The sequence below is a fragment of the Ruegeria sp. CDSA021 genome (genome assembly GCF_059612325.1).
In genome coordinates this window covers 260,247-285,982 of the sequence record NZ_JBXWQJ010000004.1, presented here as the reverse complement: position 1 = coordinate 285,982, position 25,736 = coordinate 260,247, and the positions used below count along the sequence as shown (strand labels likewise).

At 57.9% G+C, this 25,736-nt stretch carries 25 protein-coding genes; 9 read left to right on the top strand and 16 right to left on the bottom strand.

What is annotated here, in order from left to right; all coding sequences use genetic code 11:
- Positions 1-3 precede the first annotated feature (3 nt).
- The 9 genes from ahbB (AC2FLD_RS07525) to AC2FLD_RS07485 form a co-directional block, all read right to left on the bottom strand.
- The gene (gene ahbB / locus AC2FLD_RS07525; protein WP_496668312.1) at positions 4-486 is read right to left on the bottom strand and encodes a siroheme decarboxylase subunit beta; all 483 of its coding nucleotides are present in this window, start codon (positions 484-486) and stop codon (positions 4-6) included.
- The gene (locus AC2FLD_RS07520) at positions 483-932 is read right to left on the bottom strand and encodes an Lrp/AsnC family transcriptional regulator (RefSeq protein ID WP_496668310.1); all 450 of its coding nucleotides are present in this window, start codon (positions 930-932) and stop codon (positions 483-485) included. Before AC2FLD_RS07520 ends, ahbB (AC2FLD_RS07525) begins: the two co-directional genes overlap by 4 nt.
- The gene (gene ahbB / locus AC2FLD_RS07515) at positions 929-1,918 is read right to left on the bottom strand and encodes a siroheme decarboxylase subunit beta (RefSeq protein ID WP_496668308.1); all 990 of its coding nucleotides are present in this window, start codon (positions 1,916-1,918) and stop codon (positions 929-931) included. Before ahbB (AC2FLD_RS07515) ends, AC2FLD_RS07520 begins: the two co-directional genes overlap by 4 nt.
- Positions 1,919-1,921: 3 nt before the next feature.
- Positions 1,922-3,067 carry a cytochrome D1 domain-containing protein gene (locus tag AC2FLD_RS07510; protein ID WP_496668306.1) on the bottom strand — a complete coding sequence of 382 codons (1,146 nt, stop codon included), beginning with the start codon at positions 3,065-3,067 and terminating at the stop codon, positions 1,922-1,924.
- A complete protein-coding gene (locus tag AC2FLD_RS07505; RefSeq protein ID WP_496668304.1) occupies positions 3,064-3,447 on the bottom strand; it encodes a c-type cytochrome in 384 nt (127 codons plus the stop codon). The genes AC2FLD_RS07510 and AC2FLD_RS07505 overlap by 4 nt, the downstream gene beginning before the upstream one ends.
- Positions 3,440-4,201 carry a uroporphyrinogen-III C-methyltransferase gene (gene cobA, locus AC2FLD_RS07500; protein ID WP_496668302.1) on the bottom strand — a complete coding sequence of 254 codons (762 nt, stop codon included), beginning with the start codon at positions 4,199-4,201 and terminating at the stop codon, positions 3,440-3,442. Before cobA ends, AC2FLD_RS07505 begins: the two co-directional genes overlap by 8 nt.
- A 189-nt stretch (positions 4,202-4,390) precedes the next feature.
- Entirely contained in the window at positions 4,391-4,792 is a 402-nt protein-coding gene (locus AC2FLD_RS07495) for a cupredoxin domain-containing protein (RefSeq protein ID WP_496668300.1), read from the bottom strand.
- 54 nt (positions 4,793-4,846) lie between these two features.
- Positions 4,847-6,631, bottom strand: coding sequence for a NapC/NirT family cytochrome c (locus AC2FLD_RS07490; protein WP_496668298.1), 1,785 nt, complete (start codon positions 6,629-6,631; stop codon positions 4,847-4,849).
- Between the two features lie 124 nt (positions 6,632-6,755).
- Positions 6,756-8,432 (bottom strand): cytochrome D1 domain-containing protein, encoded by a 1,677-nt coding sequence (locus tag AC2FLD_RS07485; RefSeq protein ID WP_050603735.1) that lies wholly within the window; start codon positions 8,430-8,432, stop codon positions 6,756-6,758.
- Between the two features lie 245 nt (positions 8,433-8,677).
- Between AC2FLD_RS07485 and AC2FLD_RS07480 the strand changes: the two genes are divergently transcribed.
- Positions 8,678-9,874 (top strand): NnrS family protein, encoded by a 1,197-nt coding sequence (locus AC2FLD_RS07480; protein ID WP_496668296.1) that lies wholly within the window; start codon positions 8,678-8,680, stop codon positions 9,872-9,874.
- A gap of 24 nt (positions 9,875-9,898) precedes the next feature.
- Here AC2FLD_RS07480 and AC2FLD_RS07475 read toward each other — a convergent pair whose 3' ends face one another.
- The gene (locus tag AC2FLD_RS07475; RefSeq protein WP_496668294.1) at positions 9,899-11,002 is read right to left on the bottom strand and encodes a Hint domain-containing protein; all 1,104 of its coding nucleotides are present in this window, start codon (positions 11,000-11,002) and stop codon (positions 9,899-9,901) included.
- A 242-nt stretch (positions 11,003-11,244) separates the two neighbouring features.
- Between AC2FLD_RS07475 and AC2FLD_RS07470 the strand changes: the two genes are divergently transcribed.
- From AC2FLD_RS07470 to AC2FLD_RS07445, 6 genes are read left to right on the top strand one after another with little or no spacing between them, the layout of a single operon-like run.
- Complete coding sequence (locus AC2FLD_RS07470) at positions 11,245-11,694, top strand: c-type cytochrome (RefSeq protein WP_050603737.1); 450 nt, start codon at positions 11,245-11,247, stop codon at positions 11,692-11,694.
- 16 nt (positions 11,695-11,710) lie between these two features.
- Positions 11,711-13,078 carry a cbb3-type cytochrome c oxidase subunit I gene (locus AC2FLD_RS07465; protein ID WP_050603738.1) on the top strand — a complete coding sequence of 456 codons (1,368 nt, stop codon included), beginning with the start codon at positions 11,711-11,713 and terminating at the stop codon, positions 13,076-13,078.
- Complete coding sequence (locus tag AC2FLD_RS07460) at positions 13,078-13,893, top strand: CbbQ/NirQ/NorQ/GpvN family protein (protein ID WP_496668292.1); 816 nt, start codon at positions 13,078-13,080, stop codon at positions 13,891-13,893. Before AC2FLD_RS07465 ends, AC2FLD_RS07460 begins: the two co-directional genes overlap by 1 nt.
- 9 nt (positions 13,894-13,902) lie before the next feature.
- The gene (locus tag AC2FLD_RS07455; RefSeq protein WP_496668290.1) at positions 13,903-15,828 is read left to right on the top strand and encodes a nitric oxide reductase activation protein NorD; all 1,926 of its coding nucleotides are present in this window, start codon (positions 13,903-13,905) and stop codon (positions 15,826-15,828) included.
- Positions 15,825-16,373 carry a cytochrome c oxidase subunit 3 gene (locus AC2FLD_RS07450; RefSeq protein ID WP_496668288.1) on the top strand — a complete coding sequence of 183 codons (549 nt, stop codon included), beginning with the start codon at positions 15,825-15,827 and terminating at the stop codon, positions 16,371-16,373. Before AC2FLD_RS07455 ends, AC2FLD_RS07450 begins: the two co-directional genes overlap by 4 nt.
- A 43-nt stretch (positions 16,374-16,416) precedes the next feature.
- Positions 16,417-16,665 carry a cytochrome C oxidase subunit IV family protein gene (locus AC2FLD_RS07445; RefSeq protein ID WP_496668286.1) on the top strand — a complete coding sequence of 83 codons (249 nt, stop codon included), beginning with the start codon at positions 16,417-16,419 and terminating at the stop codon, positions 16,663-16,665.
- 53 nt (positions 16,666-16,718) lie between these two features.
- Here the strand turns inward: AC2FLD_RS07445 and hemA are convergent, their stop codons facing one another.
- A complete protein-coding gene (gene hemA, locus AC2FLD_RS07440; protein ID WP_496668284.1) occupies positions 16,719-17,942 on the bottom strand; it encodes a 5-aminolevulinate synthase in 1,224 nt (407 codons plus the stop codon).
- A gap of 185 nt (positions 17,943-18,127) precedes the next feature.
- Here hemA and AC2FLD_RS07435 point away from each other — a divergent pair, with 185 nt between their 5' ends.
- Positions 18,128-18,820 carry a Crp/Fnr family transcriptional regulator gene (locus tag AC2FLD_RS07435; RefSeq protein WP_496668282.1) on the top strand — a complete coding sequence of 231 codons (693 nt, stop codon included), beginning with the start codon at positions 18,128-18,130 and terminating at the stop codon, positions 18,818-18,820.
- Positions 18,821-18,844: 24 nt separating this feature from the next.
- Here the strand turns inward: AC2FLD_RS07435 and queF are convergent, their stop codons facing one another.
- From queF to queC, 4 genes are read right to left on the bottom strand one after another with little or no spacing between them, the layout of a single operon-like run.
- Positions 18,845-19,306 carry a preQ(1) synthase gene (queF, locus tag AC2FLD_RS07430; RefSeq protein WP_496668280.1) on the bottom strand — a complete coding sequence of 154 codons (462 nt, stop codon included), beginning with the start codon at positions 19,304-19,306 and terminating at the stop codon, positions 18,845-18,847.
- Between the two features lie 16 nt (positions 19,307-19,322).
- Positions 19,323-20,024 (bottom strand): 7-carboxy-7-deazaguanine synthase QueE, encoded by a 702-nt coding sequence (gene queE, locus AC2FLD_RS07425; protein ID WP_496668278.1) that lies wholly within the window; start codon positions 20,022-20,024, stop codon positions 19,323-19,325.
- Complete coding sequence (gene queD / locus AC2FLD_RS07420; RefSeq protein ID WP_050603745.1) at positions 20,021-20,374, bottom strand: 6-carboxytetrahydropterin synthase QueD; 354 nt, start codon at positions 20,372-20,374, stop codon at positions 20,021-20,023. Before queD ends, queE begins: the two co-directional genes overlap by 4 nt.
- Complete coding sequence (gene queC / locus AC2FLD_RS07415; RefSeq protein ID WP_496668276.1) at positions 20,374-21,072, bottom strand: 7-cyano-7-deazaguanine synthase QueC; 699 nt, start codon at positions 21,070-21,072, stop codon at positions 20,374-20,376. Before queC ends, queD begins: the two co-directional genes overlap by 1 nt.
- Positions 21,073-21,298: 226 nt before the next feature.
- Between queC and AC2FLD_RS07410 the strand changes: the two genes are divergently transcribed.
- Complete coding sequence (locus tag AC2FLD_RS07410) at positions 21,299-22,309, top strand: D-cysteine desulfhydrase family protein (protein ID WP_496668274.1); 1,011 nt, start codon at positions 21,299-21,301, stop codon at positions 22,307-22,309.
- A gap of 77 nt (positions 22,310-22,386) precedes the next feature.
- Here AC2FLD_RS07410 and AC2FLD_RS07405 read toward each other — a convergent pair whose 3' ends face one another.
- Complete coding sequence (locus tag AC2FLD_RS07405; RefSeq protein ID WP_496668272.1) at positions 22,387-25,692, bottom strand: ATP-binding protein; 3,306 nt, start codon at positions 25,690-25,692, stop codon at positions 22,387-22,389.
- Positions 25,693-25,736: the final 44 nt, after the last annotated feature.

Sequence of the window (25,736 nt, the reverse complement as noted above, 5' to 3'; positions counted from 1 at the left end):
GTCTCAGCCTTTCTTTTTCAGGCGCAGCCCGGTCTTTTTCAGGATGCGCGTGGAATAGAGGATGTCTTTGGCCCGACAGGCGTCGCCCAGAATTGCTGCGATCTCGGCGCGTTTTGCTTCCACTTCGGTCGCGTCGGCGCCATGTACCATGGCAAACAGGTTATAGGGCCAGTCGGGTAAGGCGCGGGGCCGTTCATAACAATGGGTCACGAAGGGTAGGGCGCCGATCTGTGCACCCAACTTGGTGATGCTGGCATCGTCCACATCCCAAACGGTCATGCCGTTCGAGGTCATGCCAAGTTCGTAGTGATTGGGTGCCGCGGCAATGCGGCGGATCACACCGCGTGCTTTCAGGGCCGACAGTCGTTCAATCAGATCGGTTTCCTTCAGCCCAAGATCATTGGCAACCTGAGCATACGGGGTCGGGGTCAGGGGCAATCCCCCTTGCAACGTCTCGATAATCTGCCTGTCAATTGCGTCGATCATGCTGCCACCCGGAAGCCGATGAAAAATTCCTGGAGTTTGGGGAAACAGAGAACTTGAATCCCCGTTTCCCGTTCGATGGCATCGGCGGTGGCCTCGATTCCCTCGGGCGTTTCGGTGGCCAGCACGAACCACATGTTCAGCCGGTGCGTACGTTCATAATTATGGGCAACCTCCGGGTGTGCATTGACTTTGGTCAGGACGGTTTCGAAATTCTCGACCGGAACAGCCATAGCGCACAGGCAGAAGGCCCCGCCCATGGCAGCAGCGTCGAAAAACGGGCCAAAGCGCGTGATGACGCGGTCTTCCTTCAGGCGACTCAGACGGTCCAACAGCTCGGTTTCAGACAGGCCAAGCTCTTCGGCGACAGCCACATAAGGGTGTGAGGTCAGCGGCAGATCGTCCTGCATCCGGTTCAGAATCGCGCGGTCTTTATCGTCCAGAGTCATGCGGCAACCTCTCTCGCTTGAATCAACGCTCCGGTCTGTTTGAAACAGCGGGTCGAAAACAGCACCTTGTTCCGTGCGCGGGCCAGTTCGGGTAGGTCCTTTGCGCCAGCCAGCACATCCAGAGCCTCGTTCCGGGTCCGGGCGTGGATCATGGAGTAGAGGCGATAGGGCCAGACATCTTCGACCGGATTGCGCTCATAGCACAAAGTGATACCGGGATAGGCTGCCAGCGCCGGACCGGCAGTGTCGATTTGTTCCGCGGGCAAATCCCAAACGACCATCGCGTTGGCGGACCAACCCAGTGCGCGGTGGCGCACGATAACGCCGAGCCGTGAAATGATACCGGCGGCGTGCAAGGCGACGATCCGCGCCATTACGTCATCGACATTCCGGTTCAATGAACGGGCCAGAGCCTCATAGGGTTCCACGACAAGTGAAAGACCCGAACTGAGTGACTGCAGCAAACACCGATCTCCGTCTCGCATGGCCGTTGCGTCAACCCTGCGCGCGCTGGGAACGTTTTTGGCACCGGCGGTCATGCGAAACCCAAGATCCACGTTGAACGGGCGGACCAGACGCAAATCCAGCACTCGCAACCCCGAGGCCCGGCTGATCCTGGCCAGGGTCTCGTTGACATGATCCCGGTCCGGGCCGGTTGCGACAAACCAGAGGTTCCAGGCATCTTCACGCTGGTAATTGTGGTTCACGCCAGGTTCGGCATCGATCAGGGCGGCAACCTCCTCCACCCGATTTTCCGGGGCGGATACCGCAGCCAGAGTGCTGGCCGTCACCGCGCCAGGTGTGATGGTTGCGCCAACCCGCGTGATGCGGCCAGTGGCACGCATCCGGGTCAGGCGGTCAAGTACTTCGGTTTCGTCCAGTCCCAGCGCCTTTCCCAGAACCTGAAACGGGCGCTCTGTAATTGGGAAATCGCGCTGAAATTCGTCCAGCAGACGGCAATCGATTGGGTCGGTGATATGCTGCATCCGTTAAAGCCCCGTTTTGTGCGCGCGGGCCGTGAAGAAGATGCCCGAAGGGCTGTCGGCATCGATTTCGCGCAGTTTTTCAAAATTCTGCGTGTCGTAGACCATGACCTTGTTGGCATCGCGCACGCTGATCCAGACCTCATGTCCGCGTGGTGTGAATTCCATATGCAGCACGGCGGGGCCGGGCTTGAATTCGTGGATGATTTCTTTGCTGACGCTGTCGATCACCTGAATCGTATCGTTCAGCGGGTGGGCGAAATTGACCCATACCTGTCGCCCATCCGGACGTGCCATGGCAAAGACCGGCTGGCCATGGGTTTGGGTCCGTCCTGTTTCGGTCAGAGTATCCGCGTTGATCCACAGAACCTCGTGAAGACCTACCGCAGGTAGCACGAATTCACGCCCCGTCAGCGCCCAGCCTTCCAAATGGGGCATTTTGTAGACCGGCATTTCTTCTTGCCCGCGCCCGTAATCGGACAGCACACGGATGGGTTCCGGGATGTCAGCCCACAGATCAAGCGCGGTCAGGCCGTCTTCGCCAAACAGGCCGGTTATATAGGTGCGGCCATTGGCGGTGATCAGCGCATCATAAGGGTTTTTACCCATGTCGGGAATTTTGGTGATCACGGGATCGCCCTTGGCGAAATCGGCAATCCATGTCTCGCCCGTGTCCCACATGGTGAAGACGAACCTGCGCCCTGGCGCGTCGACAAGACCGATGGTTTTGCTGTCGGTGGGGATGTCCGCGACCATTTCCAACGTGTCCGCATCAAACACGCGCACTCCACCGGGTTCGTAATTCGACACGGCAACAAGTGTACCATCATCCGAGATCGCCCCGCCGATGGCGTTGCCCGCCTGCACGACGCGGTTCACGATCTGGCGGGTGACGATATCAACTTTGGTCAGCCCGCCGTCACGCCCAAAGACAAAGGCAAAGCGTTCATCGGGCGAATAGACCAACGAGGCATGGGACAAATCGCCCAACCCTTCGATACGAGCCAGAGCCGCACGGTCGGATTGATCGACCAACAGGACCGATCCCTTGGCGCGTTCGATCACAAGGCCAAGATCTCCGGTCGCTGTGGGTTCGGCTTGTGCGGTGGTCAACATCAATGAGGCTGCAAGGCCAAGTACGAGGTGTTTCATTGTGCCTCCTGTTCCAGCAGGTAGCGGGCAATCCATTCGGCTTCTTCCTCGCTGATCAACGGCCGCCATGGGGGCATCGCGGTGCCGGGGATGCCGTCGAGGATGACTCCGGTCAGGACGTCCGCATCATAGTGTTCCAGTGTCTCGCTGCGCAGATCGGGGCCGAGGCCACCTTTCAGGGACAGACCGTGGCAAGAGCCGCAGTCCTGATGGACAAGGCGTTTCAGGGCGTTGGGGTCGAGGGTGTCAGCGGCGAAGGCGGATGTCGCAACGAGCACAGCCGTTGTCAGCAACACGGAAGGCATCGAGTGCCGACGCACTACCGGACGCTGTGCACCGCCGCTTCTTGCCGCGACTGTTCTGCGCCCCAGCTTAGCCATTGGCTTGCTCCAAAAGCTCGGCCACGGGCCGTTCCGCATAAAGCGATACAACCTTGCCAATGATGAAGAGCGTGGGTGCTTTCAACCCGGCTTCGCGCACGTCGGTGGCCAGTTGGTCCAGCCGGGACACCATGCGGCGTTCATCCGGTGTGGTAGCTTTGCCCACCGCAAGAACCGGGGTGGAACCCGGCAGGTTTTCAGTCATCAGGCCCACGGCGATCTGGCCGATATTGGCAACCCCCATATAGACCACAAGCGTCGAGTCCGGATCGGCCAGACGTTTCCAGTCGAGATCCAGGACCTTGTCGGCTTGACGGTGCCCGGTGACATACTGCACCGATGTCGCCAGCCCGCGATGGGTCAGCGGAACACCGGTCGAGGAGGACGCGCCCTGTGCCGCAGTAATGCCCGGCGCATATTCGACAGCGACACCGTGGGCCATCAGATAGGCGGCCTCCTCCGAGCCGCGGCCAAAGATCATTGGATCGCCGCCCTTGAGACGGGCAACCGTATGTCCCGCGCTGGCCTCTTCGAGCAGAATTTCGTTGATGCGGTCTTGTGGAACCGTATGGCATTTGGGGGCCTTGCCAACTGGGATCAGCCGTGCGCCTTCCGTGTGTAGATTCAGGATGTCGGCAGACACCAGCCGGTCATAAACCACCACATCTGCTTCTTGCAGCATCCTCAATGCGCGCAGGGTCATCAGTTCGGGATCGCCGGGGCCTGCGCCAATCAGAAAAACCTTACCGCTCATGTACAAACTCGCCTAGTCTGAATGTCTTCGGAACCCGGCACTGGCTTGCGCAAAAAAGGACGTCGCTGGGCCTGCCGGGCGTGTCATGAGATCAAGGTGGCGCAATCACAAACTAACCTCCTTGACATAAGTTAAGGAGCGCGGGATTTGCGCCCGTGCTCCTGTCTTCTTGCCTGTATTTTATGTGTTTCAGGGTTCGACGGTGATCATTCCGATCATGTTCTGTGTCTCCCAATGTGGGCCGCACAGATAGTCTTGCGGTCCGGGTGCAAGAAACGTCAGATCAACCGATTCCTCAGGGAACAAACGGTCGCTTTCAGGCTCGCTACCGTCTTTCAGTAAAACCGAGTGGCTGGTTCGTTTGTCGACATTCACCCATCGGACGGTTGTGCCTGCCTTCACGGTCAGCTCGAATGGGCAGAAATTGTACTTGTACATCAACACCACTTCGGCGTCCTTGACCGCGGATGAGGGTTGACCAAAAAGCTCTACATAACGTTCTTCCGCCTCGGCACACAGCTCGGCGGTTTCATCCGCCCAGGCGGGCGCGGCCAGCAGTAGCAGCGCGGGAAGAAGGCGTTGGGGTTTCATAATCCATGTCTCCTTTCCAAATTGGCGGGGGCCGGATGACCCGGCCCCGATCCGTTATTGTTTGACCACGTTGATGAATACGCTGTCATCATCCAGCGCGAGGCTGGTGTTCAGCGTCACATGGTGGAACCGGGCAGCGCTGAAGTCGTCGTGGATCGCAAAGCCAACGGTGTAGGTCTGGCCTGCTTCCAGTGGCACATCACCGGGCGCGCCCGAGTTCAGCGGGCGGGTGAAGACCACCGTCCACATACCGCCGGACAATTCAGCCGACGCGGCGATTTCACCGTCATTGACCACACGCTGCTCCAGCAGATACCCGTTGGTGGCGCTGCCGTCGGCATAAACGCGCATCAGGTCAAGATAGGTGCCATCGGCCAGGTACTGCTCGATCTGTTCCACAGCTTGCAGCTTGTCCCAACCGCCCAGTGCCTTGCCACGGCGACCTTTGACTTCGACCTCAGTGCGGCTTTCGCTGATGTATTTGGTCACTGTGTCCTGTGTGCTCAGACGACCGGAAACGTCACCATTGGCGGCAATCGCCTCGGCCCCCGGATCAAACGGCATATACGAGTTGTCCGCATGGCACGAGGCCCAGCAGCCCACTTGCTCGCCCAGCTCGATACCTGTGCCAGCGATCATCATGGCCACCTTGATCTGGTTGTCGGGATCCATCTTGCCGCCGTCGACAAACGGGGCAGGGTTGTGGCCCGCATCCGGCCATTGCAGGCGGATATACAGGTTTTCGTCATCATGCGCCGCCTGAACGGTTGCATCGATCACACCGCGTTTGCCGGGGATCGGAGTTGGTTCAAGATCGCCGCCCGCAACGATCTTGTTGCCGATCGCGTCCAGTTCCTTGGCGTGGCATGTTGTGCATTGATCCCCGCCCTTGGTCAGAGGCCGCGCTCCACCGTGGAACTTGCCGTTCTGCACCCACTCAAACGAAGCCTGACCGGGATAGAACAGTTTCAGATCTGCGCTGGCCACTGCGTTCCAGTCGATGTTGGTTGCAACATCGCTGCTGCCTGCTGCCGGGGCCGCGGCTTCTTCACTGGCTGCGTTGGCGCGTTCTTCGGCCACAGCGGCGTCGACGGCTGCAGCAATCTGCGCCTGAACGGATTCTTGCTGAGCTTTTTTAGCGGCTTTTTCAGCTTCAGCTTCAGCAGCTTCCTGGGCTTCAATTTTCTCGAGGCTTGCCAGATACTCGGCAGGGATCTCACGAATGAATGCCGGGTTCGGGGCTTCAAGTTTTTCCAGATACTCCTCGTCGGCCCGGTCGCGAGCGTCCGAATGCGCAATGCCCTTGTGACAATCGATACAGGTTTGACCGGCCGTCATCGCGTTCAGGTGCTGCTGACGCGCGCGGGGTTTCTGAAACTCAGGCATCATCGACTCGAAGTCATGACAGTTGCGGCACTCGCGCGAGTCGGTGGCTTTCATCCGCTCCCATTCGTTCATGGCCAGATGCACGCGCTTGGCTTCGAACTTTTCACGTGTGTTGATGGTACCGACCATCTTGCCATACAGCTCTTTGGACGCCTTGATCTTGCGGATCATCTTATGGGTCCAGTCTTTGGGCACGTGGCAATCGGAACAGACAGCCCCCACGCCCGACCGGTTCACGTCATGGATCGTGCCGGTATATTCCTCATAGACGAAATCACGCATCTCATGGCACGAGATACAGAAATCCTTGGTGTTTGTTGCTTCCATGGCGGTGTTGAACCCACCCCAGAAGATGATGCCGCCGACAAAGGCCGCGGCGATGCCGGCCACTGGCATTCCCCAAAGGAAATACCGGCGCCAGATCGGTTTTTTCTTATCCGGTTCGGAGGTCATATCCGGGCTCCGTTTTGGCTGTATTGTCTGGCCTTAGGTGGCAGGCCGGTGAGTTTGGCTGATGTCTCAAACGAGGAAAGGGCGGGCGAGGGGCCCGCCCTTTCCGGTTTTGGTTGTGAAACCGTCAGGTGACGTGGTTCGAACGGTTGTAGACGTTGAACTTGCCTGTCGGAGCAAACAGCCCTTCGATGCGACCGATTTCTTCCAGCGTCTTGGCGTCGAAAATCACGATCTGTCCGTTGGGCTCCAGCGAGTCTGACAGGTTCCACTTGGAAACCCAGACCTCGGTACCATCCGCGTTGAATTCGAAGTGAACGGCAGCACTGCCTTCGTCTTCGGTGATCTGGATGGTTTTCACGATCTCGCCGGTCTCTTTCGAGATGACCTGCACCGATTGCTGCACTTCCGGTTCCGGATGCTTGGTCTGGTCAGCCCAGATGTAATCCGAATTCGGGTGGGTACGGACAAACAGGCCCGGGCCGTCGGTTTCCACTTCGTAGCAGACCTTCCAGGCATCGTCCGGACGGTTTTCGGGGTCGTTACCCCAGACTGTCACGGTGCCAACGCCAAGGTGGGTCGTACCAGCAACCGGGCCGCAATTCGGGTCAACCCAGTTGGCACCCGGACCAGGGTGCGGTAACGCGGCTGTGTCGATCATTGCTTCCAGCTTGTGGGTTTCGGTGTCGACAACCACCATTTTGTTCGACGCGTTTGCGGCGATCTGGAAATAGCGGCCTGTCGGGTCAAAGAACCCGTCATGCAGGAACTTGGCCGAGTCGATCTTGTCGATCCGCAAGTTGTCCAGGTCGGTATAGTCTACCTGCCACAGCTGGCCCAGTTCCTTGATTGCAACGATCCAGGTTGGCTCGTTCGGCGTTGTGTAGATTGCAGCCACGCGGGCTTCTTCTACATAGTCGCCGTCCACGTTCACACCGCGAGTCGATACAACCTTAACCGGTTCCATCGTTTGGGCGTCTACGATAGCGAAGTGCGGCGGCCAGTAACCACCACCGATTACGTACTTACCGTCGCCGGAAACGGCCACGTCACGCGCGTCATAGGCAATCTTGACTTCGGAAACCAACATGTTCTCAGGCGTCTGCCAGAGGTCGATCTTGGTCATCTTGCCGTCGCGGCCCATCGTGTACCAGAAGCGGCCAGGGTTTTCCGGTTCGGTAATGCTGTGGTGTTCCGATGCTTTCAGAACGTGGACGGCATAACCGGTCGGGATGTGTGTCAGCACTTCTTTGGTGTCGCCGTCGATAACGGCCACTTTACCTACGTCACGCTCGATGACGACGAAGAAGTTTTCCCAGTTGCGGCCGTGTAGCGGCTCGGTCGGATAGTCGGCTTCTTCGACATAGACCTTGCGGGTCGCCATCATCTGTTCCAGCGACATCTCAGGTGGCTTGGGGGCCTCCATCTGGATATAGGTCGCCATATCCTTGATTTCCTGCTCGGTCATGATGTCCGAGAAGTTGTTCATACCGCCTTCGGTTCCCCAGGCGATAATTTTTTCAAGGCGTTCCTGACCCAACTGAAGTGTGCCGCCTTCGGTCACAGTGCCGTCGGCTGCGGTTTTCTTCCAGTGGGGCTCAAGGCTTTTGCCTGTGGCGCCTTTGCGCAGAACGCCGTGGCAGCCTGCGCATTGTTCAAAATAGAGCTGCTTGGACGACTCAAAAGCTTCGTCGCTTAATGTTGGCTCTTCGGCAAAGGTTGGTGCAGCGACGCTGCCCAGCAGCATTGCCAAACCGACCCCAAAGGCGCGGCCGGTTTTGTTGTAGCTGATTCCAAGTGACATGATCACTCTCCATATGCGTGGTGAGGCAAGGCAGAGATTGAGCCATCACGGAGATGTCATCCTTGACCAAAGTCAACGGAAGGGGCGCAAAGTGATGGCAGCGGCCAAAAATCAACGGACAAAAGTGCTAATAAAACTTGAGATTTCTGCGCATGTTTTAAAACGGGCTTGATTTCGGTTAAGGCCGCAGAATCCCCGGCGCGATAGGGCTTGATTAACGACAAGCGAGGCCATGGAGAGCGGGCATGTCATCAGCAGTAACGCGCATTTTCAGCGAGGGATTTCGCGTCTTTTTCCTCTCTGCAGGGATCTACGGAGTGTTCGCAGGGATTGCTTGGGGCGTGTGGCTCGCCTCGCTGGATGGTCTGCTGCCATATGTAGAGCAAAGCTATGCCATGCCGCCGGTCATGTGGCACGCGCATGAGATGATCTTTGGATATGCGACGGCGGCCTTGGGCGGGTTCTTTCTGACCGCGGTGCCGAATTGGACCGGTGCGCCCGAGGCGCGGGCACGTTTTATTACCTTCGTGGCGTTGATCTGGATGGCCGGACGGCTGGCGGTCTGGTTTTCAGCCGCTTTGCCTTCCTTGGCCGTTGCTCTCATTGATCTGAGTTTTGTTCCCATTCTGGCGCTAAAGGTTGCAAGCCAGTTGATCCGCCGACCCAAACCGCAGAACATGGTTTTTCTGTATCTTCTGAGCTTGATCTGGGTCTCAAATCTAATGGTTCATCTGGAATGGGTCGGCGTCACCGGCGATACGCTCAACATCGGGGTTCGGGCAGGTTTGCTGGCATTGTGTTCGATGATCGCGATTTTGGGCGGCCGCATCACACCCGCGTTTACCCGCAATGCGATGAAACGAGCCGGAGAGCCCGAGGCGTCATGGCCGGTGTCTGTACCAAGGTTGGAGAAAGCCGCAATGGTTCTGGCTCTTCTGTTGCCTCTGTTGGTGCTGGTGTTGGATGTTGGTCCGGTTGCGGGCATTTGTGCCCTGGCACTGGGTGGCGTTCAACTGTTGCGCATGGCGCGTTGGAGGGCCGGTTGGGCCCTGCGCCAACCGATCCTGATCGCGTTGCATTTGGGTCTTGGAATGCTGGCCCTTGGGCTGGTTCTGTGGGGGCTGTCAGCCCTTGGGCTGGGCAATGAAGTTGGAGCAATACACATCTTGGGAATCGGCTGCGTCGGCGGCATGACTTTGGCTGTCATGAGTCGAGCCGCTCTGGGCCACAGCGGACGCCCGCTTGTTGCGTCGTCACCGATGGTGGTGGCCTATGTGTTGATGGCGGCGGCGGCTCTGGTGCGCTGGCTGGGCTCGGGCCTGACAGATGGGTATTTGGCGGTCATGCTGACGGCTGACGGCTTCTGGATCGCAGCCACGGCATTGTATCTGTTTGCGATGTGGCCGGCATTGACCGGCCCCCGGGTTACCAGGGCAAACTGACTCTTCCGGGGCCGGTACGGGCTGTTATTCAGATAGAAGCGGGCGGTCATTCTTGATATGGCGGTGAATGAGGGTACGTGCACGCCTGCCCTGATCCGGAATATGTCGTGCCGGCTGCGGCTCGTATTCGGGTTGCAAGAGTTCCGGGAACAGATCCAGAATCTCGGCGCGGGCACCCGGGTGCACGCTGGCCAATGCCTGCGCCCCTGTGAACAAACTCTCTGACGGGGCGCTTTCTGCATAGACAATCTCATGCCGGTCGAACAGCATGTGATAATAGACGACATCTTGCGCGCCCTCTTCGACCGTGATGCCCGGAACGCCGACAAGTTTGCAGGCCGGAACCAGGACTTCCTTGCTGTCAAACATGCGCACGGCAATTGGTGAACGAACCATCATGCGATGTTGAGGCGAAACGCGCAGATCGCGTTTTGGCAAGTCACTGCCCAGACTGCCTGCTGCAATCCGAATGGGGCGCAGATTCGGTTTTGCGGTCAGGTCAGACGCATTCAATGCACGCGCTCCGATCCAGCGTATCTCTTGCGGCCCGTTGTCGGCTGTCAGGACTTGATCGCCAACGCTCAGGTGTTCGATGGAAACCGGGCCGTCCGGTGTGGCAATCTGTGTCCCGGCCGCGAAGCAGGGCACATCGACAATTGCGCCTGGATCTGAAGTGTCCGGTGCGTTGGTTGGGGTGACATTTGACCGGACAAAGGAATAGTCCGTTCCGGGCACCAGCGGTTCAGAGGTGATGTATCCGACCAGATTGCCTTCGACTTCGACGCGGAAGACATCGATGGTGCCACCACCCGGTTTGCTGAGACTGTAAGATTCCTCAAGATAGATAGCGCCCGAATCTATTGTGACTGACCCATCAAGATTGGTTACGACGCCGGATTGGGTCAGGTCGTCGCCGAATTCGTTGTTGAAGCGGTCGCCGTTAAAGTCTGTTCCATTGTCCGGGTCACCGTTGACAAGTGTGCCGCCGGCCGCGTCAACGACATCGAACACACGCCGGTCAGAGCTGGCATCATACGTCCCGGACAGAGTTATCGTACCAGTGTTAAACCCGGTAAAGCTGAGCGAAATGACCCCGGGGTCGTAACCGATGAATGAATAGTTTGCCATAGTTTAACCTGCCACTTGTTGTTACTGGTTCAAAGCGTCGGATCCGACGCGAGCCAATTCGCACTATACCCCCCTATTTTTAGCAAAGCTTTAAGTCAATTTCGGGGCTATTTGAGGCCACTTGGCGGGAAGTTTAGCGATCTCTTCACTCGCAAACCTGATGTCTTGACTTTCGTTAAGGCGGATCAGCGCCGCACCCGTCATGTTGACCGCACTAGCTAATCTGCGCAAAGGAGAGCGCGATGCGAGAAGTCATGACAAAGAGCATGGCTCGTAACATATTTTATGGCGGGTCACTGTTCTTCATCCTCATCTTTCTGGCCCTATCGGCCCATTCGCACCTGTATATCGTCAATTCTGAAAACTCTAAAAAACTTGATGACAGTGTGGTGCGAGGTAAACATGTCTGGGAGAAACACGCCTGTATCAATTGTCATACCATCCTTGGTGAAGGCGCGTATTTCGCCCCCGAAGTCGGCAACGTAATGACGCGTTGGGGCGTGCTGGACGACCCGGAATCGGCCTTTGAATCCCTCAAGGGCTGGATGGAAGCACAACCGACCGGCATTCCCGGTCGTCGGCAAATGCCCAATTTCAACCTCAGCGACGAAGAAATCCGTGATCTGACGAACTTCCTGATTTGGACGGACAATATCGACGCTCAGGGCTGGCCGCCCAACGAGGCAGGCTGAGAAAGGGAACGGAGCAATGAAATACGAATCCCAAAAAATCGCCTACGCTTACTTCGCAGTAGCGATGGCCCTGTTCGCGATACAGGTAATCGGCGGCCTTCTGGCTGGTCTGATTTATGTGTTCCCGAACTTCCTGAGTGAGCTTCTGCCATTCAACATCGTGCGGATGCTGCACACCAACTCTCTCATCGTCTGGCTGTTGCTGGGCTTTTTCGGTGCGGCTTACTTTCTGATCCCGGAAGAGACCGAGCGCGAGATCCACTCACCCAAGCTCGCGTATCTGCAGTTGATCATTCTTGTGGTCGGCACACTGGGCGTTGTTGTGACCTATGTCTTCAACCTGTTTGAAGGCAACTGGCTGCTGGGCAAAGAGGGGCGCGAGTTCCTTGAGCAACCCAAGTGGGTCAAGGTGGGCATCGTCGTGGCCGCGCTCATGTTCCTGTACAACGTGTCGATGACCGTTCTGAAGGGCAAGAAGACTGCCATCTCCAACATCCTGCTGTTGGGCCTGTGGGGTCTGGCATTGCTGTTCCTGTTTGCCTTCTACAACCCGGGCAACCTGGCGCTCGACAAGCAGTACTGGTGGTATGTGGTCCACCTGTGGGTCGAAGGCGTGTGGGAGCTGATCATGGCCTCGATTCTGGCCTACCTGATGCTGAAGCTGACAGGTGTGGACCGTGAGGTGGTCGAGAAATGGCTCTATGTCATCGTCGCGGCTGCACTGTTCTCGGGTATCCTTGGTACCGGGCACCATTACTACTGGATCGGTACGCCTGCGTACTGGCAGTGGATCGGGTCGATCTTCTCGAGCCTCGAGGTGATCCCGTTCTTCGCGATGATGGCCTTTGCATTCGTCATGGTCTGGAAAGGCCGTCGCGATCACCCGAACAAGGCCGCGCTGCTGTGGTCGCTGGGCTGTGCCACGCTGGCCTTCTTCGGTGCCGGTGTCTGGGGCTTCCTGCACACGCTGCATGGGGTGAACTACTATACCCACGGCACGCAGATTACCGCCGCGCACGGCCACTTGGCCTTCTACGGTGCCTACGTCTGCCTCAACCTGGCGATCTTCAGCTACGCGATGCCGATCCTCAAAAACCGTGATCCGTACAATCAGGTACTGAACATGGGCTCGTTCTGGCTGATGACCAGCGGCATGGTCTTCATGACCTTCGTGCTGACCTTCGGTGGGACTGTGCAAACACACATGCAACGCGTTGTCGGTGAATACTTCATGGACGTGCAGGATCAAATCGCGATCTTCTACTGGATGCGTCTTGGCTCTGGTGTCGTCGTGGTCCTTGGTGCGCTGTTGTTCATTTACTCGATCTGGGTGCCCCGGAAAGAGGTTATTGAATCCGGTGCAGCTGAAACCCCTGCGGAGTGATGAATATGGACGGCTCCATGAAACTGAATGAGGGGGCGGCAAACGCCCCCTTCTACCTGCCCCAGGGCGATGAATGCGACGTGTTCTGCGCCGCCTACAACAATGACCTGCCGGTTCTGCTGAAAGGCCCGACAGGTTGCGGCAAAACCCGGTTTGTCGCACATATGGCCGCCCGCCTGGGCCGCCCGCTTTATACCGTGGCCTGTCATGACGATCTGGCGGCTGCTGACTTGATCGGTCGCTACTTGCTGAAAGGCGGAGAAACCGTCTGGGTCGACGGCCCCCTGACCCGGGCGGTCCGTGAAGGTGCGATCTGTTACCTTGATGAGGTGGTCGAGGCGCGCAAGGACGTCACCGTCGTACTGCACCCGCTGACTGACGACCGCCGTATCCTACCGATTGACCGCACAGGTGAAGAGCTTGAGGCCGCGCCCGGCTTCATGTTGGTCGCTTCATATAATCCTGGATACCAGAATATCCTGAAAACCCTTAAACCCTCGACCCGTCAGCGTTTTATCTCGCTCGAGTTCGACTTCCCGTCGCCTGAGATGGAAGCGCAAGTTGTCGCGCAAGAAAGTGGTCTGCCGCTGGAGCGGTGCAAACCGCTGGTGCGACTGGCGGGCAAGCTGCGAGGGCTCAAGGGTCAGGACCTCGAGGAAGGCGTCTCTACCCGTCTGGTCGTTTATGCTGCGACGCTGATTGCACAGGGCATGTCGACAGACCGCGCTATCCTTGCCGCTATGATCGAACCTCTGACTGATGACGAGGATATCAAACGCGGGCTCCTCGATCTTGTCACGGCTGTCTTTGGGTGAGGCCGGCCAATGGTCAAGATCGATTTTGAGCCATGGGAACCCGAAGAAACGATCGGGAAACTGTGGCACTCCCTAGCCAGTCGCCTCGATGCACCCCAAGTGCATGATGGAGCCGCGGTCGACCTGTCTCAGGTCGCGGGGCGGCTGGCTGTCCTCTTTCGGGGATTAGGGGGTACCCCGGGCGTGGAATTGCGCCCGGTCTCACCCGAGGTATCGCGCCACCGTTTAAGCTGGCGCCGCCGCCTGGCGACTGAGGTCGAACTGATGCCACGCGCGTCATTCGACGGAGAAGTGCTGCGCCTGCCAGACCGCCTGGCTGTCTTTCCTGCGCGTGAAGCAAATGGTGCGCTATACGTCTGGCTCGCCGCCGCTGCAGCCCATGCTGGGACTCGCATCGACGAAGACGACCCTTTGCGCGCTGACCTGCGTGCCCTGATCGCTGCCCGACACATGGTCGAGGTAACACTGGATAACGCCCCCGGGTTGCGTCCACTTTACACCGAACTCTGTAAGGGTGTTCTGCATCACCGTGACGTTCCAGACCTGCCGCCCGACGAGGCGGCAGTTGAAGAGCTTGTCCGTCATATGCTGGGTGATCCTGCCCCCCTGTCTTCAAAAGCCGAGCAACTACTTTCGCTGGAAGATGACGATCTGACTGCTGCGCGCGGGTATCAAAATTTCCGCCCGGTTCCTTTATGGCCCGAATTGCGGGCGGTTGGGTTTTCCGAGCATAACGAGGTGGAAAACCCTGAAACCGAAGGCGAACCTGAAGAATCTGGTGAAAAAACGCACCGCGCCCGCCGCCGCAAATCCGATCAGGCCGAGCGCAGCGACAGTTTCATTTTGCACAAGTTCGAAGCGATCCTCAGCTGGGCTGAGTTTCTGAACATCAATCGCCGCATCGACGACGATGATCCTGACAATGCCAAGAAAGCTGCTGACGATCAGGAAGAGATCGGCTTGGGTCAGATATCCAAGGCACCACCGACTAAGCTGAAACTGCATCTGGACCTTGCACCCGAGGATGTGAACCGCGAGCGCTTGTCGGGTCGCATCCTCTATCCCGAATGGGACGTGCGGACAGGGCAATATCTGCCGGATCACGTCAATGTTCTGCTTTCGGACGCCGAAATCCGCGAAGACGCGGCCGAGTTCGGAAAGGACCCTGCCACTGCTCGCCGTATCCGCGCTGTGAAACGCCAGTTCGAGGCTCTACGCCCCGGTAGAGTGATGACACGAGGCCATCTGGACGGAGACCAGCTGGACATCGAAGCTGCGGTACGGGCCGAGACCGAGCGAATGGCGAGCGGTGAAGGAAACGAACGCATCTGGATGCAGTCGCGCCCCGAAGCCCGCGATCTGGCGGTGTCGATCCTGTTGGATGTCAGCCGCTCAACCGAAAGCGCGGTCACAGGTCGCGCCGTGATTGACATTGAGCGTGAAGCGTTGGCTGCGCTTGCCTGGGGTCTGAACGCCTGTGGTGACGATTTCGCCATCCATGCGTTCAGTTCGCTGAAACGTGAACGTGTCTATGTGCAACGCTGCAAACGGTTCGATGAGCCAATGGGGGCAAAGGTCGAACAACGCATCGCCTCTCTGCGACCCGGTCATTACACCCGGCTAGGTGCGGCGATCCGACATTGCTCCGCCGATCTGGCCAGCCAATCCCGCCAACGCCGGTTGCTGCTGGTCATCACAGATGGCAAGCCCAACGACCTCGACCATTACGAAGGCCGCCATGGTATCGAAGACACCTGTATGGCTGTTCGCGAGGCGCGCCGCGGCGGGCAATCGGTTTTTGGCGTCACCATTGATAAGACCGGCAAAAGCTGGTTCCCACGCATGTTTGGGCAGGGTGGTTTCGCCGTCATCCCCGACCCGCACCGCCTGACTATGGCCCTTCCGCAAATCTACCGCCAACTGGTCGGAGCATGAGCGCTTCGTCTCTGATCGACGAGCTTCCGGGCGAGTTACTGATGTGGGTTCTGATCATCTCGGAACTGCTGGTCTTTGGCGCGGGCCTGATCGCGTTCATGGGTGTGCGACTGACCGATCCGGTGGGGTTTGCCGAGGCCCAATCGCATCTTTATCGTACTGGCGCCGCCTTCAACACTGCGGTGTTGGTCACATCGGGTTACCTTGCCGCGCAGGCACTGCGCTGGCGCCGTGCCGCAGAACGGTTCAAAGCACGGTTTGCCCTCATGGTAGCGGCCGCGTTGGGGATCGTTTTCCTGATGATCAAGGGTGCGGAATACGTGGGAAAAGCCGGGCAGGGTATCACGTTTGAAACTCATCCCTTCTTTCTGTTCTATTACCTGCTGACCGGTTTCCACGCCGCCCATGTCCTGGCCGGGGTCGGAATCCTTCTCTTGGTGGCCTGGCGCGACGATCCGCATAACATCGAAGCAGGCGCGCAGTTCTGGCACATGGTCGATCTGGTCTGGATCATGCTGTTCCCCGTGATCTACCTGTTGGGGTAAAATGATGCCCGCGTCTTCATCTTTTCACAAAAACTCCCGCCGGATGCTCCCGAACGCACTCACACGCGCATGGTTCACCCTGTTGGCGCTCAGCGTGACTTCGGCGCTGCTGACCCTGTTACCGTTTGCGCCCACAATCGTCGGCGCGGGTATCCTGGGTCTTGCGCTTCTCAAGTGCCGCATCATCCTGGCGCAGTATCTTGACCTTGCGGCTAGCCCGGCCTGGCTGCGTGGGTTTTCCATTGTGCTGACGGGCTTTGCACTGATTATACTTGTCCTCTATCTGGTCTGAAAAAAATGCCGCCCCGAAGGGCGGCAGTTCTCCATGCAAAGGGGTGCTTGGAATTATTGTGCGGCCATAGGCATCCGCGCAATCTGGCAGCGTTGCCACAGGGCTGACAGCGCACCGACCAGATGGTCGATATCCTCATCCGTATGAACCGGAGACGGCGTGATCCGCAGACGTTCGGTGCCTTTGGGGACGGTGGGATAGTTGATGGGCTGGATGTAGATGCCGAATTCTTCCAGCAGTGTGTCCGAGATGAACTTACATTTCACCGGATCGCCCACCATCACCGGGATGATGTGGCTGGGGTTGGGCAAATGCGGAATGCTTTCGGCATCCAGTCGGGCCCGCACCTGCGCCACCCGTTGTTTTTGTAAGTCACGTTCCGTGCTCGATTGTTTCAGATGCTGGATCGAAGCCGCAGCCCCAGCCGCGATCGACGGCGGCAGGGCGGTGGTGAATATGAACCCGCTGGCAAAGCTGCGCACGAAATCGCACAGGGCGGCAGAGGCGGCGATATATCCGCCCACTACACCAAAGGTCTTGCCCAGCGTCCCTTCAATAACGGTCAGGCGATCCATCAGTCCTTCGCGTTCGGCAATACCACCTCCGCGCGGGCCATAGAGACCGACGGCGTGCACTTCGTCCAGATAGGTCATTGCACCATATTTGTCGGCCAGGTCACAAATCCCTTTGATAGGGGCGATGTCGCCATCCATCGAGTAGACCGACTCAAAGGCGATCATCCTGGGCGCGTTGGGGTCAGCGGCGGCCAGCTTTGCGTCCAGATCCTCAAGGTCATTATGGTTCCATATCACCTTCTGAGCCCGTGAGTGGCGGATGCCTTCGATCATCGACGCATGGTTCAACGCATCGGAGAAAACTATCAGCCCCGGAATCTTCGCAGCCAGCGTCCCCAACGCGGCCCAATTGGAAACATAGCCCGAGGTAAACAGCAGCGCGGCTTCCTTGCCGTGCAAGTCAGCCAATTCAGCTTCGAGAAGCACGTGGTCATGGGTGGTCCCCGAGATATTGCGCGTTCCACCCGCCCCGGCGCCGCAGCGGTCCAGTGCATCGTGCATGGCGCTGATCACCGACGGATGCTGGCCCATGCCCAGATAGTCATTCGAGCACCAGATCCGCACATCCCGCTGAACTGGCCCATCGGTCTGCCGGGCGTTTGGAAACGCCCCGCAACGTCGTTGCAAATCGATGAAAACCCGGTAGTTTCCTTCATCTTTCAAAGTGTCGAGGCTCTGGCTGAAATATCGCTCGAAGTCCATCTGACATGCTCCCCGGATAACTGGCTTTGAGCTGAACTTAAGGCAGCGCACCTGGTCGTGACATGACAATTGTCAAGTTTGGATGCAAGAATAGGGGTGGTGCGTCGGAGTGTGCTTTGGCATAGCTTTTTCTAGGGATGATCACTCGGGCGCTGCCCGAAACGGACAAACAGGGGGATGCCTTGATGCCACATGAGGCACAAAAGGCTATCGCACGCCAGTCACTTCTATTGCGCAGCTTGCCCGAGAGGCATGTCGATTCATTGCTGCGTCAGGCCGTTTGGCGGAAATATGATCGGGGTGAGACGATCTTCCTGCAAGAGGAAGAGGCCAAGGCAGTGCATGTTATGCTGGCGGGTTGGGTCAAACTGTTCCGTGTTACGCCGACCGGAGCTGAAGCGGTGGTGAGCGTTTTTACGCGCGGTGACAGCTTTGGCGAAGCCGTGGCACTTCGGGACGTGCCATACCCTGTGTCAGCCGAAGCTGTGTCTCCTTGTGAAGTGATGCATATCCCCAGCCCGGTATTGTTGTCGCTGATGCGGGAAGATCCGGAAATCGGCATTTCGATTCTGGCGGCTACTTTCACGCATCTGCACTCTCTGGTGGCGCAGCTTGAGCAGCTGAAGGCGCAGACCGGTGCTCAGCGTGTTGCGGAATTTCTGCTGGAATTGTGTGACCAGGAAAGTGGCGCGTGCGAGGTGGAACTTCCCTACGACAAGATGCTGATCGCAGGACGCCTGGGGATGAAACCCGAAAGCCTGAGCCGCGCGTTTTCACGGTTGAAAACTGTTGGCGTCAAGATCAACAGAAACCACGCAGATATCGACGATATTGACACTCTGCGCGACTATGCGGATAGCGACCCGAGCGAGAGGTAATACCGCTCGGATCCTGCATCTTGGTCAACCGCGCCCGCGATAGGGGGGAACGCCCTGATCCGGAATCCACACGCTTTCCGGCAGGGGGCCCGTTTGCCAGAATACGTCAATGGGGATGCCGCCGCGCGGGTACCAATAGCCACCGATGCGCAGCCAGCGGGGTTCGAGAAAATCCTGCAGACGGCGCGCGATCGAGACTGTGCAATCTTCGTGAAACGCACCGTGGTTTCGAAACGATCCCAGAAACAGCTTTAGTGATTTGCTTTCCACCAGCCAATCGCCGGGCACATAGTCGATGACCAGATGCGCGAAATCCGGCTGCCCGGTCATCGGGCAGAGCGAGGTGAACTCGGGCGCTGTGAAGCGCACGTTATAGTCCACGTCCGCCTGCGGGTTCCGCACGCGTTCAAGAACCGCCTGTTCCGGCGAGTTGGGCAGGACAGTGTCGCCGCCCAATTGAGTGAGATCGCTGTAAATGTCGCTCATGTCTGTCTCCTTTTGGTCAGACGCCGCGTTTGTTGCCCCAGACCAGCACGTGGAGCTGAGGCAGGATACGGGGGGCGAACCACCCTAAGCCAAGAGTTTTGTCGATCAGCCATTCCAGCCGCTCGGTGGCTTGGGTGAGATCGACGGGCAGATCGGGGTCGGTTTCCGGGTTGCCTGGTTGCAGATAAAGCGGCAGGTCCGGATAGCGGGCCACCACGTCCTTTGCCCATTGGAAATCGGTGTCATTGAAGATGACGATTTTTAGTGCTGTCTGCGCGGGCCGTACTGCAAGGCACGCGTCGAAGGCGTCCCAATCCATAACCTCGCCGCTGCTGGGAGGTTTGGGGCTGAGTACCAGCATCGACAGGTCGGCAAACCAGGGTTTGGCAACGGACCCTTGGGTCTCGCAGGCAAAGCGATAGCCTGCCCGCGTTCCGAGCTGGATCAACGGGGCGAAGTCCTGAATGGCTGGGTTGCCGCCGGACAGCGACACGGTCAGGGGTTGCCCGCCAGAAAGTCGCTGTACCTCGGACCAAACGGCCTCGGTCTCCATCGCCTTCCAATCGTGGCGATAGGCGGTGTCGACGGCGTGCAGGCTGTCACACCACGCGCAGCGAAAATCGCATCCGCCTGTACGTACGAAAACGGTGGGCTGGCCGATCAGTGCGCCCTCGCCCTGAATGGTTGGGCCGAAAATTTCAGCGATGCGCAGGGTCATGGCCGGTACTCGGCCCACGTCTTGGGCGTCTCGGACACTTTGACTGCGGCGGTTTCGGGCCAGCGCGCGGCGCACCAGTCATAGAAGTGGCGCGCCATGTTCTCGGCGGTGGTCGCGCAGTCCAGCACATCGTTAAGATGCTGATGGTCGAACCTGTCGTCGATATAGGTTTTGAGCGGTTTCAGCTCGTGATAATCCCGCACAAATCCATCGCTGTTCAGGTGGGCCGAGGCGAGCTCGACCACGACGATATAATTGTGCCCGTGCATCCTTGCGCATTGGTGATCGTTTGGTAGGTGGGTCAACTGGTGCGAGGCCGAAAAGTGGAATTCCTTGGTGATCCGGTACATCAGGCCCGCTCCCTTTCCACTGCCTGACGCCAAAATTCGGAGTCCTCGTATACACTGGGGTCTTCGACACCGGCCAGTTCAAATGCCTCGCGCCGTTCGACACAGGTGCCGCAGCGCCCGCAATGCCGATCACCGCCCTTGTAGCAGGACCATGTTTCAGCAAAGGGCGTGTTCACCCGTGCCCCTTCGGCAACGATTTCGGATTTGGATCGATGGACGAAGGGAACATGCAGCGCGATATCCGCATATCCGTCCAGGGCCGCACGCTGCATGGCGTCAAAGGCGTCAGTGAAGCCGGGGCGACAATCTGGGTAGATAAAGTGATCGCCCCCATGCACGGCGGTGGCCACCGCCGCGTCGCCATTTGCCGCCGCGATGCCATAGGCAATGGTCAGCATGATGGCGTTGCGATTGGGGACGACTGTGACCTTCATGGTCTCTTCTTTATAATGCCCGTCCGGCACGTCCAAATCGTCGGTCAGGGCAGATCCGGTCAGCGACGCACCAACCGAACGCAAATCAATCACATGATGTGGTACGCCCAGCCTTTCGGCACATTGGGCGGCAAAACCCAGTTCCTTGGTGTGGCGTTGGCCATAGTCGAATGAGATCAGTCGAGACAGGTTGCCTTCAGCCGCCAGTACATGGGCCAAAGACACCGAATCCAGCCCGCCGGAGCAGATCAAAGCAGTTTTCATGTTGTCAGTCCTTGTTTTGTTAGCCGGGTAGGCTGCGACCGGCGGGGCGCATCGATAGGTGCGTTTTTTTTCAAGTGCAATGCTTTTCGAACCCGAGCGCGGTAAAATAACTGCGATTGTGCGCTGACCCTGTTCTGCGTTCTTTCGCTTGGTTCGCTTCCTGTCTATCGTGCGCCAAAGGACATCTTTCGCTGGTTGTGCGCAGACGACAAAACGGATCACGATAATGACGATTGAAGATATGCTCTCGGGTTTTGCCCGCGCCACATTGATGACGTCCGCGACGCCGACCGAGCGGCTTGATCGGTTGTCGGATCAGTTAGGGCTGGATCTGTGGATCAAACGGGATGACCTGACCGGGCTGAGCTTTGGTGGCAATAAAACCCGCCAGCTGGAGTTCTATTTGGGCGAGGCCCAGCAACAGAAAGCAGATACAATCCTGATCACCGGGGCGGTGCAGTCGAACTTTGTTCGCTCGGCTGCCGCGGCGGCTGCAAGACTTGGCATGGACGCCGTCCTTCAGCTGGAAGAGCGCGTACCGGGCATGGGTGCAGATTATTACCGATCGGGAAATGTCTTGCTGGCCGGTCTTCTGGGGGCCGAACATTTACACTACCCCACCGGCGAAGATGAGATCGGCGCAGACAATGCCTTGCATGAAAGGGCCGATCAGCTGAAGGCCGAAGGCCGAAAGCCCTACGTTATTCATCTTGGCATCGATCATCCTCCGCTTGGCGCGTTGGGATATGTTGCTGCTGCAGCGGAACTGATGACCCAGATCAGTAATTTTGAAGCGGCTGTGGTGCCATCCGGCAGCGGTTCCACCCATGGCGGATTCTTGGCAGGGCTGCGGCTTGCCGGGCAATCTGCCCCTGTCTATGGCATCTGCGTTCGCCGCGATCAGCACCAGCAACATGTACGGATGCAACAGGTTCTGGGGCGTCTGGCGGATATGCTGGGCTTCGATCCCGTTTTGGTCATGGATGACATTCAGACATTGGACGGGGCGTTGGCTCCGGGATACGGACAGATCGGTCCTGCCACGCGCAATGCTCTGACCCTGATGGCTCGTTCCGAGGGTATCTTTTTGGACCCGGTCTATTCAGCCAAAACCTTCGCGGGGCTTTTGGGTTTGCTGGAACAAGGTGTTCTGCAGCAGGGGCAGAAAGTGATTCTGCTGCACACAGGGGGTCAACCGGCGCTATTTGGGTACCAGGACGAGTTGCTTTCGCCCTGACGTATTAAAGAAACGACAGTCGGGTTCGACCTATCGACAGTAGCACCTATGGTATGCTCCGGGCCGGCCGTGAAGTCCTACAGCGTCTTTGCTTGATCAACTGCCGCCAAAGCCTCCGCGATATCGCAGTTTTGCGGGCTGCCGGATATTGCGCCCAGAATGCCCCTTATGTCCGGTGACGTCTCTGGCACACAATTGAGACGTTCGCAGGTCCGCTGATACGCGATGGCGGTACGCAGTTCGAACATTCGAGCCTGCTGTCTGCGCGCGGTTCGAATAGCGCGTTCGAACAAGAGGTCGGCGGGGTGATCTGTGGCCTGCAAAGTGGCCTCGATCCGGTCTGTTTCGGCTTGCGCCCAGCCTTCATTGGTCAGATCCTGCTGAGTTCGCGCCTCGTCCAGAAACTGTTGCGCTGTGCGCGTTTCGTTTGCCTTAAGTGCGACTTCGGCCAGAACTGTCAGGAACAAAGGCTTGTAGTTACCTGCCCCACTGGCCCACCAGGCTTGTGCCGCATCGTGCATCGCGTGCATCGTCCGAAGGTTGGGTGTAATCTGAGCATCCGCCCAGCTGCGCCAGACATTGGCCGTCAATGACATGAACGGGAATGCATGTTTGATGGCCAGAGATTCAAGGCGCGAGACCGCGTCATAAACTTGTTCAGGATCGCGCCGCAGAAGGTGAAGCATACATAGATAAGTCAATGACTGCGCCAGACTGTGTGCATGTTTCAAATCCTGAGCTGCTGACACGGCCTGAAGCTGGATATCAAGGGCGCGGTCTGGCTCGCCGCGCAGCCAGGTCGCGACGCTCAGAAAACAAGATGTAATGGCGGCATGATCAGTACCATAAACGTAAGCCAGGCGGCTGTGCTGTTCCGGGTCATACAAGCTCAGCGCCTGTTTCAGGTGATCACAAGCTGGTTCCAGATGCCCGATATGCAGTAAAACTGCGCCCATGGCCCGGTGGGCGATCATGGTGTGATGCGTTTCCTCATCAAGTTTTGCCAGGTCCAGCAATTGTGCTGCCGTGGCTTTGGCCAGATTGTATTCACCCCGCACCAGATGATACGCGTACAGCCCATTCAGAACCGGGAACAGTTGTTCGGTTTCGCCCAGCCGGTTGCACAGGTCGCGAATCCGCGCGTAAGCCGCTCCTGTTTCATCCGCTGCAATGCCTGCGGTCGAGCGAAGAACACCCGCCCGAAGAACTTGAATCCGGGTTTCGTTTCGATCCCGGTCAACGGATTTGTCCACCTTTTCGAGCAAGGTGATGGCCCGGCCCAACTGTGTCACCGCTTCGACCGCCGCCGAACGTTCAGCCGAGCGTTGGCCAGCCAGATACCAGTAATCGATCGCCTGTTCCGGCATGTCCGCCATCGTGTAGTGGTGGGCGAAAATCTCAGGGCCGACCGTCGCATCGTGATGCTCAGTCTCTTCCAATGACTCGGCCACACGGGCATGCAGCCCTCGCCGTTCGCGTTTCAGAAGGCTGTTATACGCAGTTTCGCGAATGAGGGCGTGACGATAAGTGAAGGTCTCCTCCGGATCTGCGTCCGAGCTGTTCACGATACCTGCATCCACCAGCAATTCCAGCCCCGCCCGCAAGGCCCCTTCGTTCAAACCCGAGACCCGCGCGATCAGAGGGTACGAGAAGTGTGGACCGATAACTGCCCCGATCTGTGCCACTTCCTTGGCCGAACTCAGTCGGTCCAAACGGGCCATCAAGGCGTCATGCAGGGATTTGGGAACGGAAGATGATACCGACGCACTGTCAGCCGAGAAGGTTTCCGCGCCATCAATCAGAAAGTCGGTCTCCAGAAGGTCCTTGGTGACTTCTTCGACGAAAAGAGGAACCCCGTTTGAACGGGCTGTGATCAGATCATAAGCCGCCTTCGGAACGGGTCTGCCATTTGCGACGTCGTCCACGATTTCCTTGATCTGTTCAATGCCCAACTGCTTCAAATCGACATGGGTGAGATTTGAGGTGAATGTCCAGCCCGGATCAAAGCCCGTGCGATAGCTCATCACCATCAGCACCGGCGCATCCCCGATGCGTTTTACAAAGAGATCGAGCAGCGTTTTTGTTGTCGGGTCGATCCAATGTGCATCTTCAAACAGCACCAGCACCGGACTCTTCCCGGCTGTTGCAATCAGATTATCTGCCAACATGTCCAGCGTCTGTTTCATCACCTGTTCAGGCGTCAGATCCAGCGGACCCAACTGATCCTCGAAAGGAACAGACAGAAGCGATGCAGCCAGTTTTAGAGTGATGTCAGACGGCGCGCCCAAAGCGTGCTTTATCTTGTCCAATTTCTGTGCCGCGCTGTCGTCAGCTCTTAACCCTGCTGCGGCTTCAAGCTGGCGAATGACGGGGTATAGTGCACTTGCATCGTGGTAGGGTGAGCATTGAAATCGGACGTGTTGATAGGATGCGTCTGGGATCGTTCGGTGCAGCTCTTCGATCAGGCGGGATTTTCCGATCCCTGCTTCGCCTGACACCAGCGCCACCTGACCATGTCCTTGTTGGGCCAGATCCCATTTGCTGTGCAGCGTTTTGTATTCCAGTGTTCGGCCGACAAGCGAGCTCATCGCGGTGTCATCCGAGGCTATGAACCGGCTGAGGGTTTGGCGCGTGCCAGTGACTTGCCAGGCTTCAACTTCCTTGGCGAAACCTTTCAGCTGAAATGTCCCGCGGCGAATGTACTCAAACGTATCGCCCGCAAGTTCGTGGGTCGTCGGCGCAACGATCAGCGTGCCCGGATCGGCCATGGATTGCAGCCGCGCGGCGAGGTTTGGGGTTTCGCCCATCGCTGTGCCATCCTCGAACATCTTTTCACCCCGCAGGTCGCCAACGACGACCAGGCCGGTTGCAATGCCGATACGCACCTGAAGCTGGGCATGCGTGCGCAAGTTGGGGATATCGCGAATAATCCGAAGACCCGCGTGTATCGCGCGTTGAGGATCATCCTCATGCGCGTGCGGAAACCCAAAGAACACCATGATGCCGTCGCCATAATAACTGGCGATGTGTCCGTCATATGCGGCGACGGCTGCGGCGCAAGTTTCCTTGAACAGCCTCAGAACCTCGGCAAGATCTTCGGGGTCAAGTTGTTGCGACAGCGGAGTAGACCCCACAAGATCAATGAACATCACCGTCAGTTGCCTGCGTTCGGCAACAATATTGGGTTCTGGACCTGAACGCCCCTTTGCACCTTCGCGGATGGCCTTCAGGAAACGCCGTCTGGGTCCCAAAGGCAACCCAATGGTGACAAGGTCATCATCGTTCAGTTCGGCAAGATCACCCAACTCGACTTCATGCTGGGAAAAGGCGTCAGCATATTTGGATAAGCCATGCTTGCTCAGCCAGTCTGCAATATCTGCCATTTGACCCCGCACGTGACATCGGTGTTGTGATGCCATGCTCTCCG

Excerpts from the sequence above, each read along its gene's own strand:
- ahbB (WP_496668312.1), bottom strand. The coding sequence starts at position 486 with ATGATCGACGCAATTGACAGGCAGATTATCGAGACGTTGCAAGGGGGA.
- AC2FLD_RS07520 (WP_496668310.1), bottom strand. The coding sequence starts at position 932 with ATGACTCTGGACGATAAAGACCGCGCGATTCTGAACCGGATGCAGGAC.
- ahbB (WP_496668308.1), bottom strand. The coding sequence starts at position 1,918 with ATGCAGCATATCACCGACCCAATCGATTGCCGTCTGCTGGACGAATTT.
- AC2FLD_RS07510 (WP_496668306.1), bottom strand. The coding sequence starts at position 3,067 with ATGAAACACCTCGTACTTGGCCTTGCAGCCTCATTGATGTTGACCACC.
- AC2FLD_RS07505 (WP_496668304.1), bottom strand. The coding sequence starts at position 3,447 with ATGGCTAAGCTGGGGCGCAGAACAGTCGCGGCAAGAAGCGGCGGTGCA.
- cobA (WP_496668302.1), bottom strand. The coding sequence starts at position 4,201 with ATGAGCGGTAAGGTTTTTCTGATTGGCGCAGGCCCCGGCGATCCCGAA.
- AC2FLD_RS07495 (WP_496668300.1), bottom strand. The coding sequence starts at position 4,792 with ATGAAACCCCAACGCCTTCTTCCCGCGCTGCTACTGCTGGCCGCGCCC.
- AC2FLD_RS07490 (WP_496668298.1), bottom strand. The coding sequence starts at position 6,631 with ATGACCTCCGAACCGGATAAGAAAAAACCGATCTGGCGCCGGTATTTC.
- AC2FLD_RS07485 (WP_050603735.1), bottom strand. The coding sequence starts at position 8,432 with ATGTCACTTGGAATCAGCTACAACAAAACCGGCCGCGCCTTTGGGGTC.
- AC2FLD_RS07480 (WP_496668296.1), top strand. The coding sequence starts at position 8,678 with ATGTCATCAGCAGTAACGCGCATTTTCAGCGAGGGATTTCGCGTCTTT.
- AC2FLD_RS07475 (WP_496668294.1), bottom strand. The coding sequence starts at position 11,002 with ATGGCAAACTATTCATTCATCGGTTACGACCCCGGGGTCATTTCGCTC.
- AC2FLD_RS07470 (WP_050603737.1), top strand. The coding sequence starts at position 11,245 with ATGCGAGAAGTCATGACAAAGAGCATGGCTCGTAACATATTTTATGGC.
- AC2FLD_RS07465 (WP_050603738.1), top strand. The coding sequence starts at position 11,711 with ATGAAATACGAATCCCAAAAAATCGCCTACGCTTACTTCGCAGTAGCG.
- AC2FLD_RS07460 (WP_496668292.1), top strand. The coding sequence starts at position 13,078 with ATGAATATGGACGGCTCCATGAAACTGAATGAGGGGGCGGCAAACGCC.
- AC2FLD_RS07455 (WP_496668290.1), top strand. The coding sequence starts at position 13,903 with ATGGTCAAGATCGATTTTGAGCCATGGGAACCCGAAGAAACGATCGGG.
- AC2FLD_RS07450 (WP_496668288.1), top strand. The coding sequence starts at position 15,825 with ATGAGCGCTTCGTCTCTGATCGACGAGCTTCCGGGCGAGTTACTGATG.
- AC2FLD_RS07445 (WP_496668286.1), top strand. The coding sequence starts at position 16,417 with ATGCTCCCGAACGCACTCACACGCGCATGGTTCACCCTGTTGGCGCTC.
- hemA (WP_496668284.1), bottom strand. The coding sequence starts at position 17,942 with ATGGACTTCGAGCGATATTTCAGCCAGAGCCTCGACACTTTGAAAGAT.
- AC2FLD_RS07435 (WP_496668282.1), top strand. The coding sequence starts at position 18,128 with ATGCCACATGAGGCACAAAAGGCTATCGCACGCCAGTCACTTCTATTG.
- queF (WP_496668280.1), bottom strand. The coding sequence starts at position 19,306 with ATGAGCGACATTTACAGCGATCTCACTCAATTGGGCGGCGACACTGTC.
- queE (WP_496668278.1), bottom strand. The coding sequence starts at position 20,024 with ATGACCCTGCGCATCGCTGAAATTTTCGGCCCAACCATTCAGGGCGAG.
- queD (WP_050603745.1), bottom strand. The coding sequence starts at position 20,374 with ATGTACCGGATCACCAAGGAATTCCACTTTTCGGCCTCGCACCAGTTG.
- queC (WP_496668276.1), bottom strand. The coding sequence starts at position 21,072 with ATGAAAACTGCTTTGATCTGCTCCGGCGGGCTGGATTCGGTGTCTTTG.
- AC2FLD_RS07410 (WP_496668274.1), top strand. The coding sequence starts at position 21,299 with ATGACGATTGAAGATATGCTCTCGGGTTTTGCCCGCGCCACATTGATG.
- AC2FLD_RS07405 (WP_496668272.1), bottom strand. The coding sequence starts at position 25,692 with ATGGCAGATATTGCAGACTGGCTGAGCAAGCATGGCTTATCCAAATAT.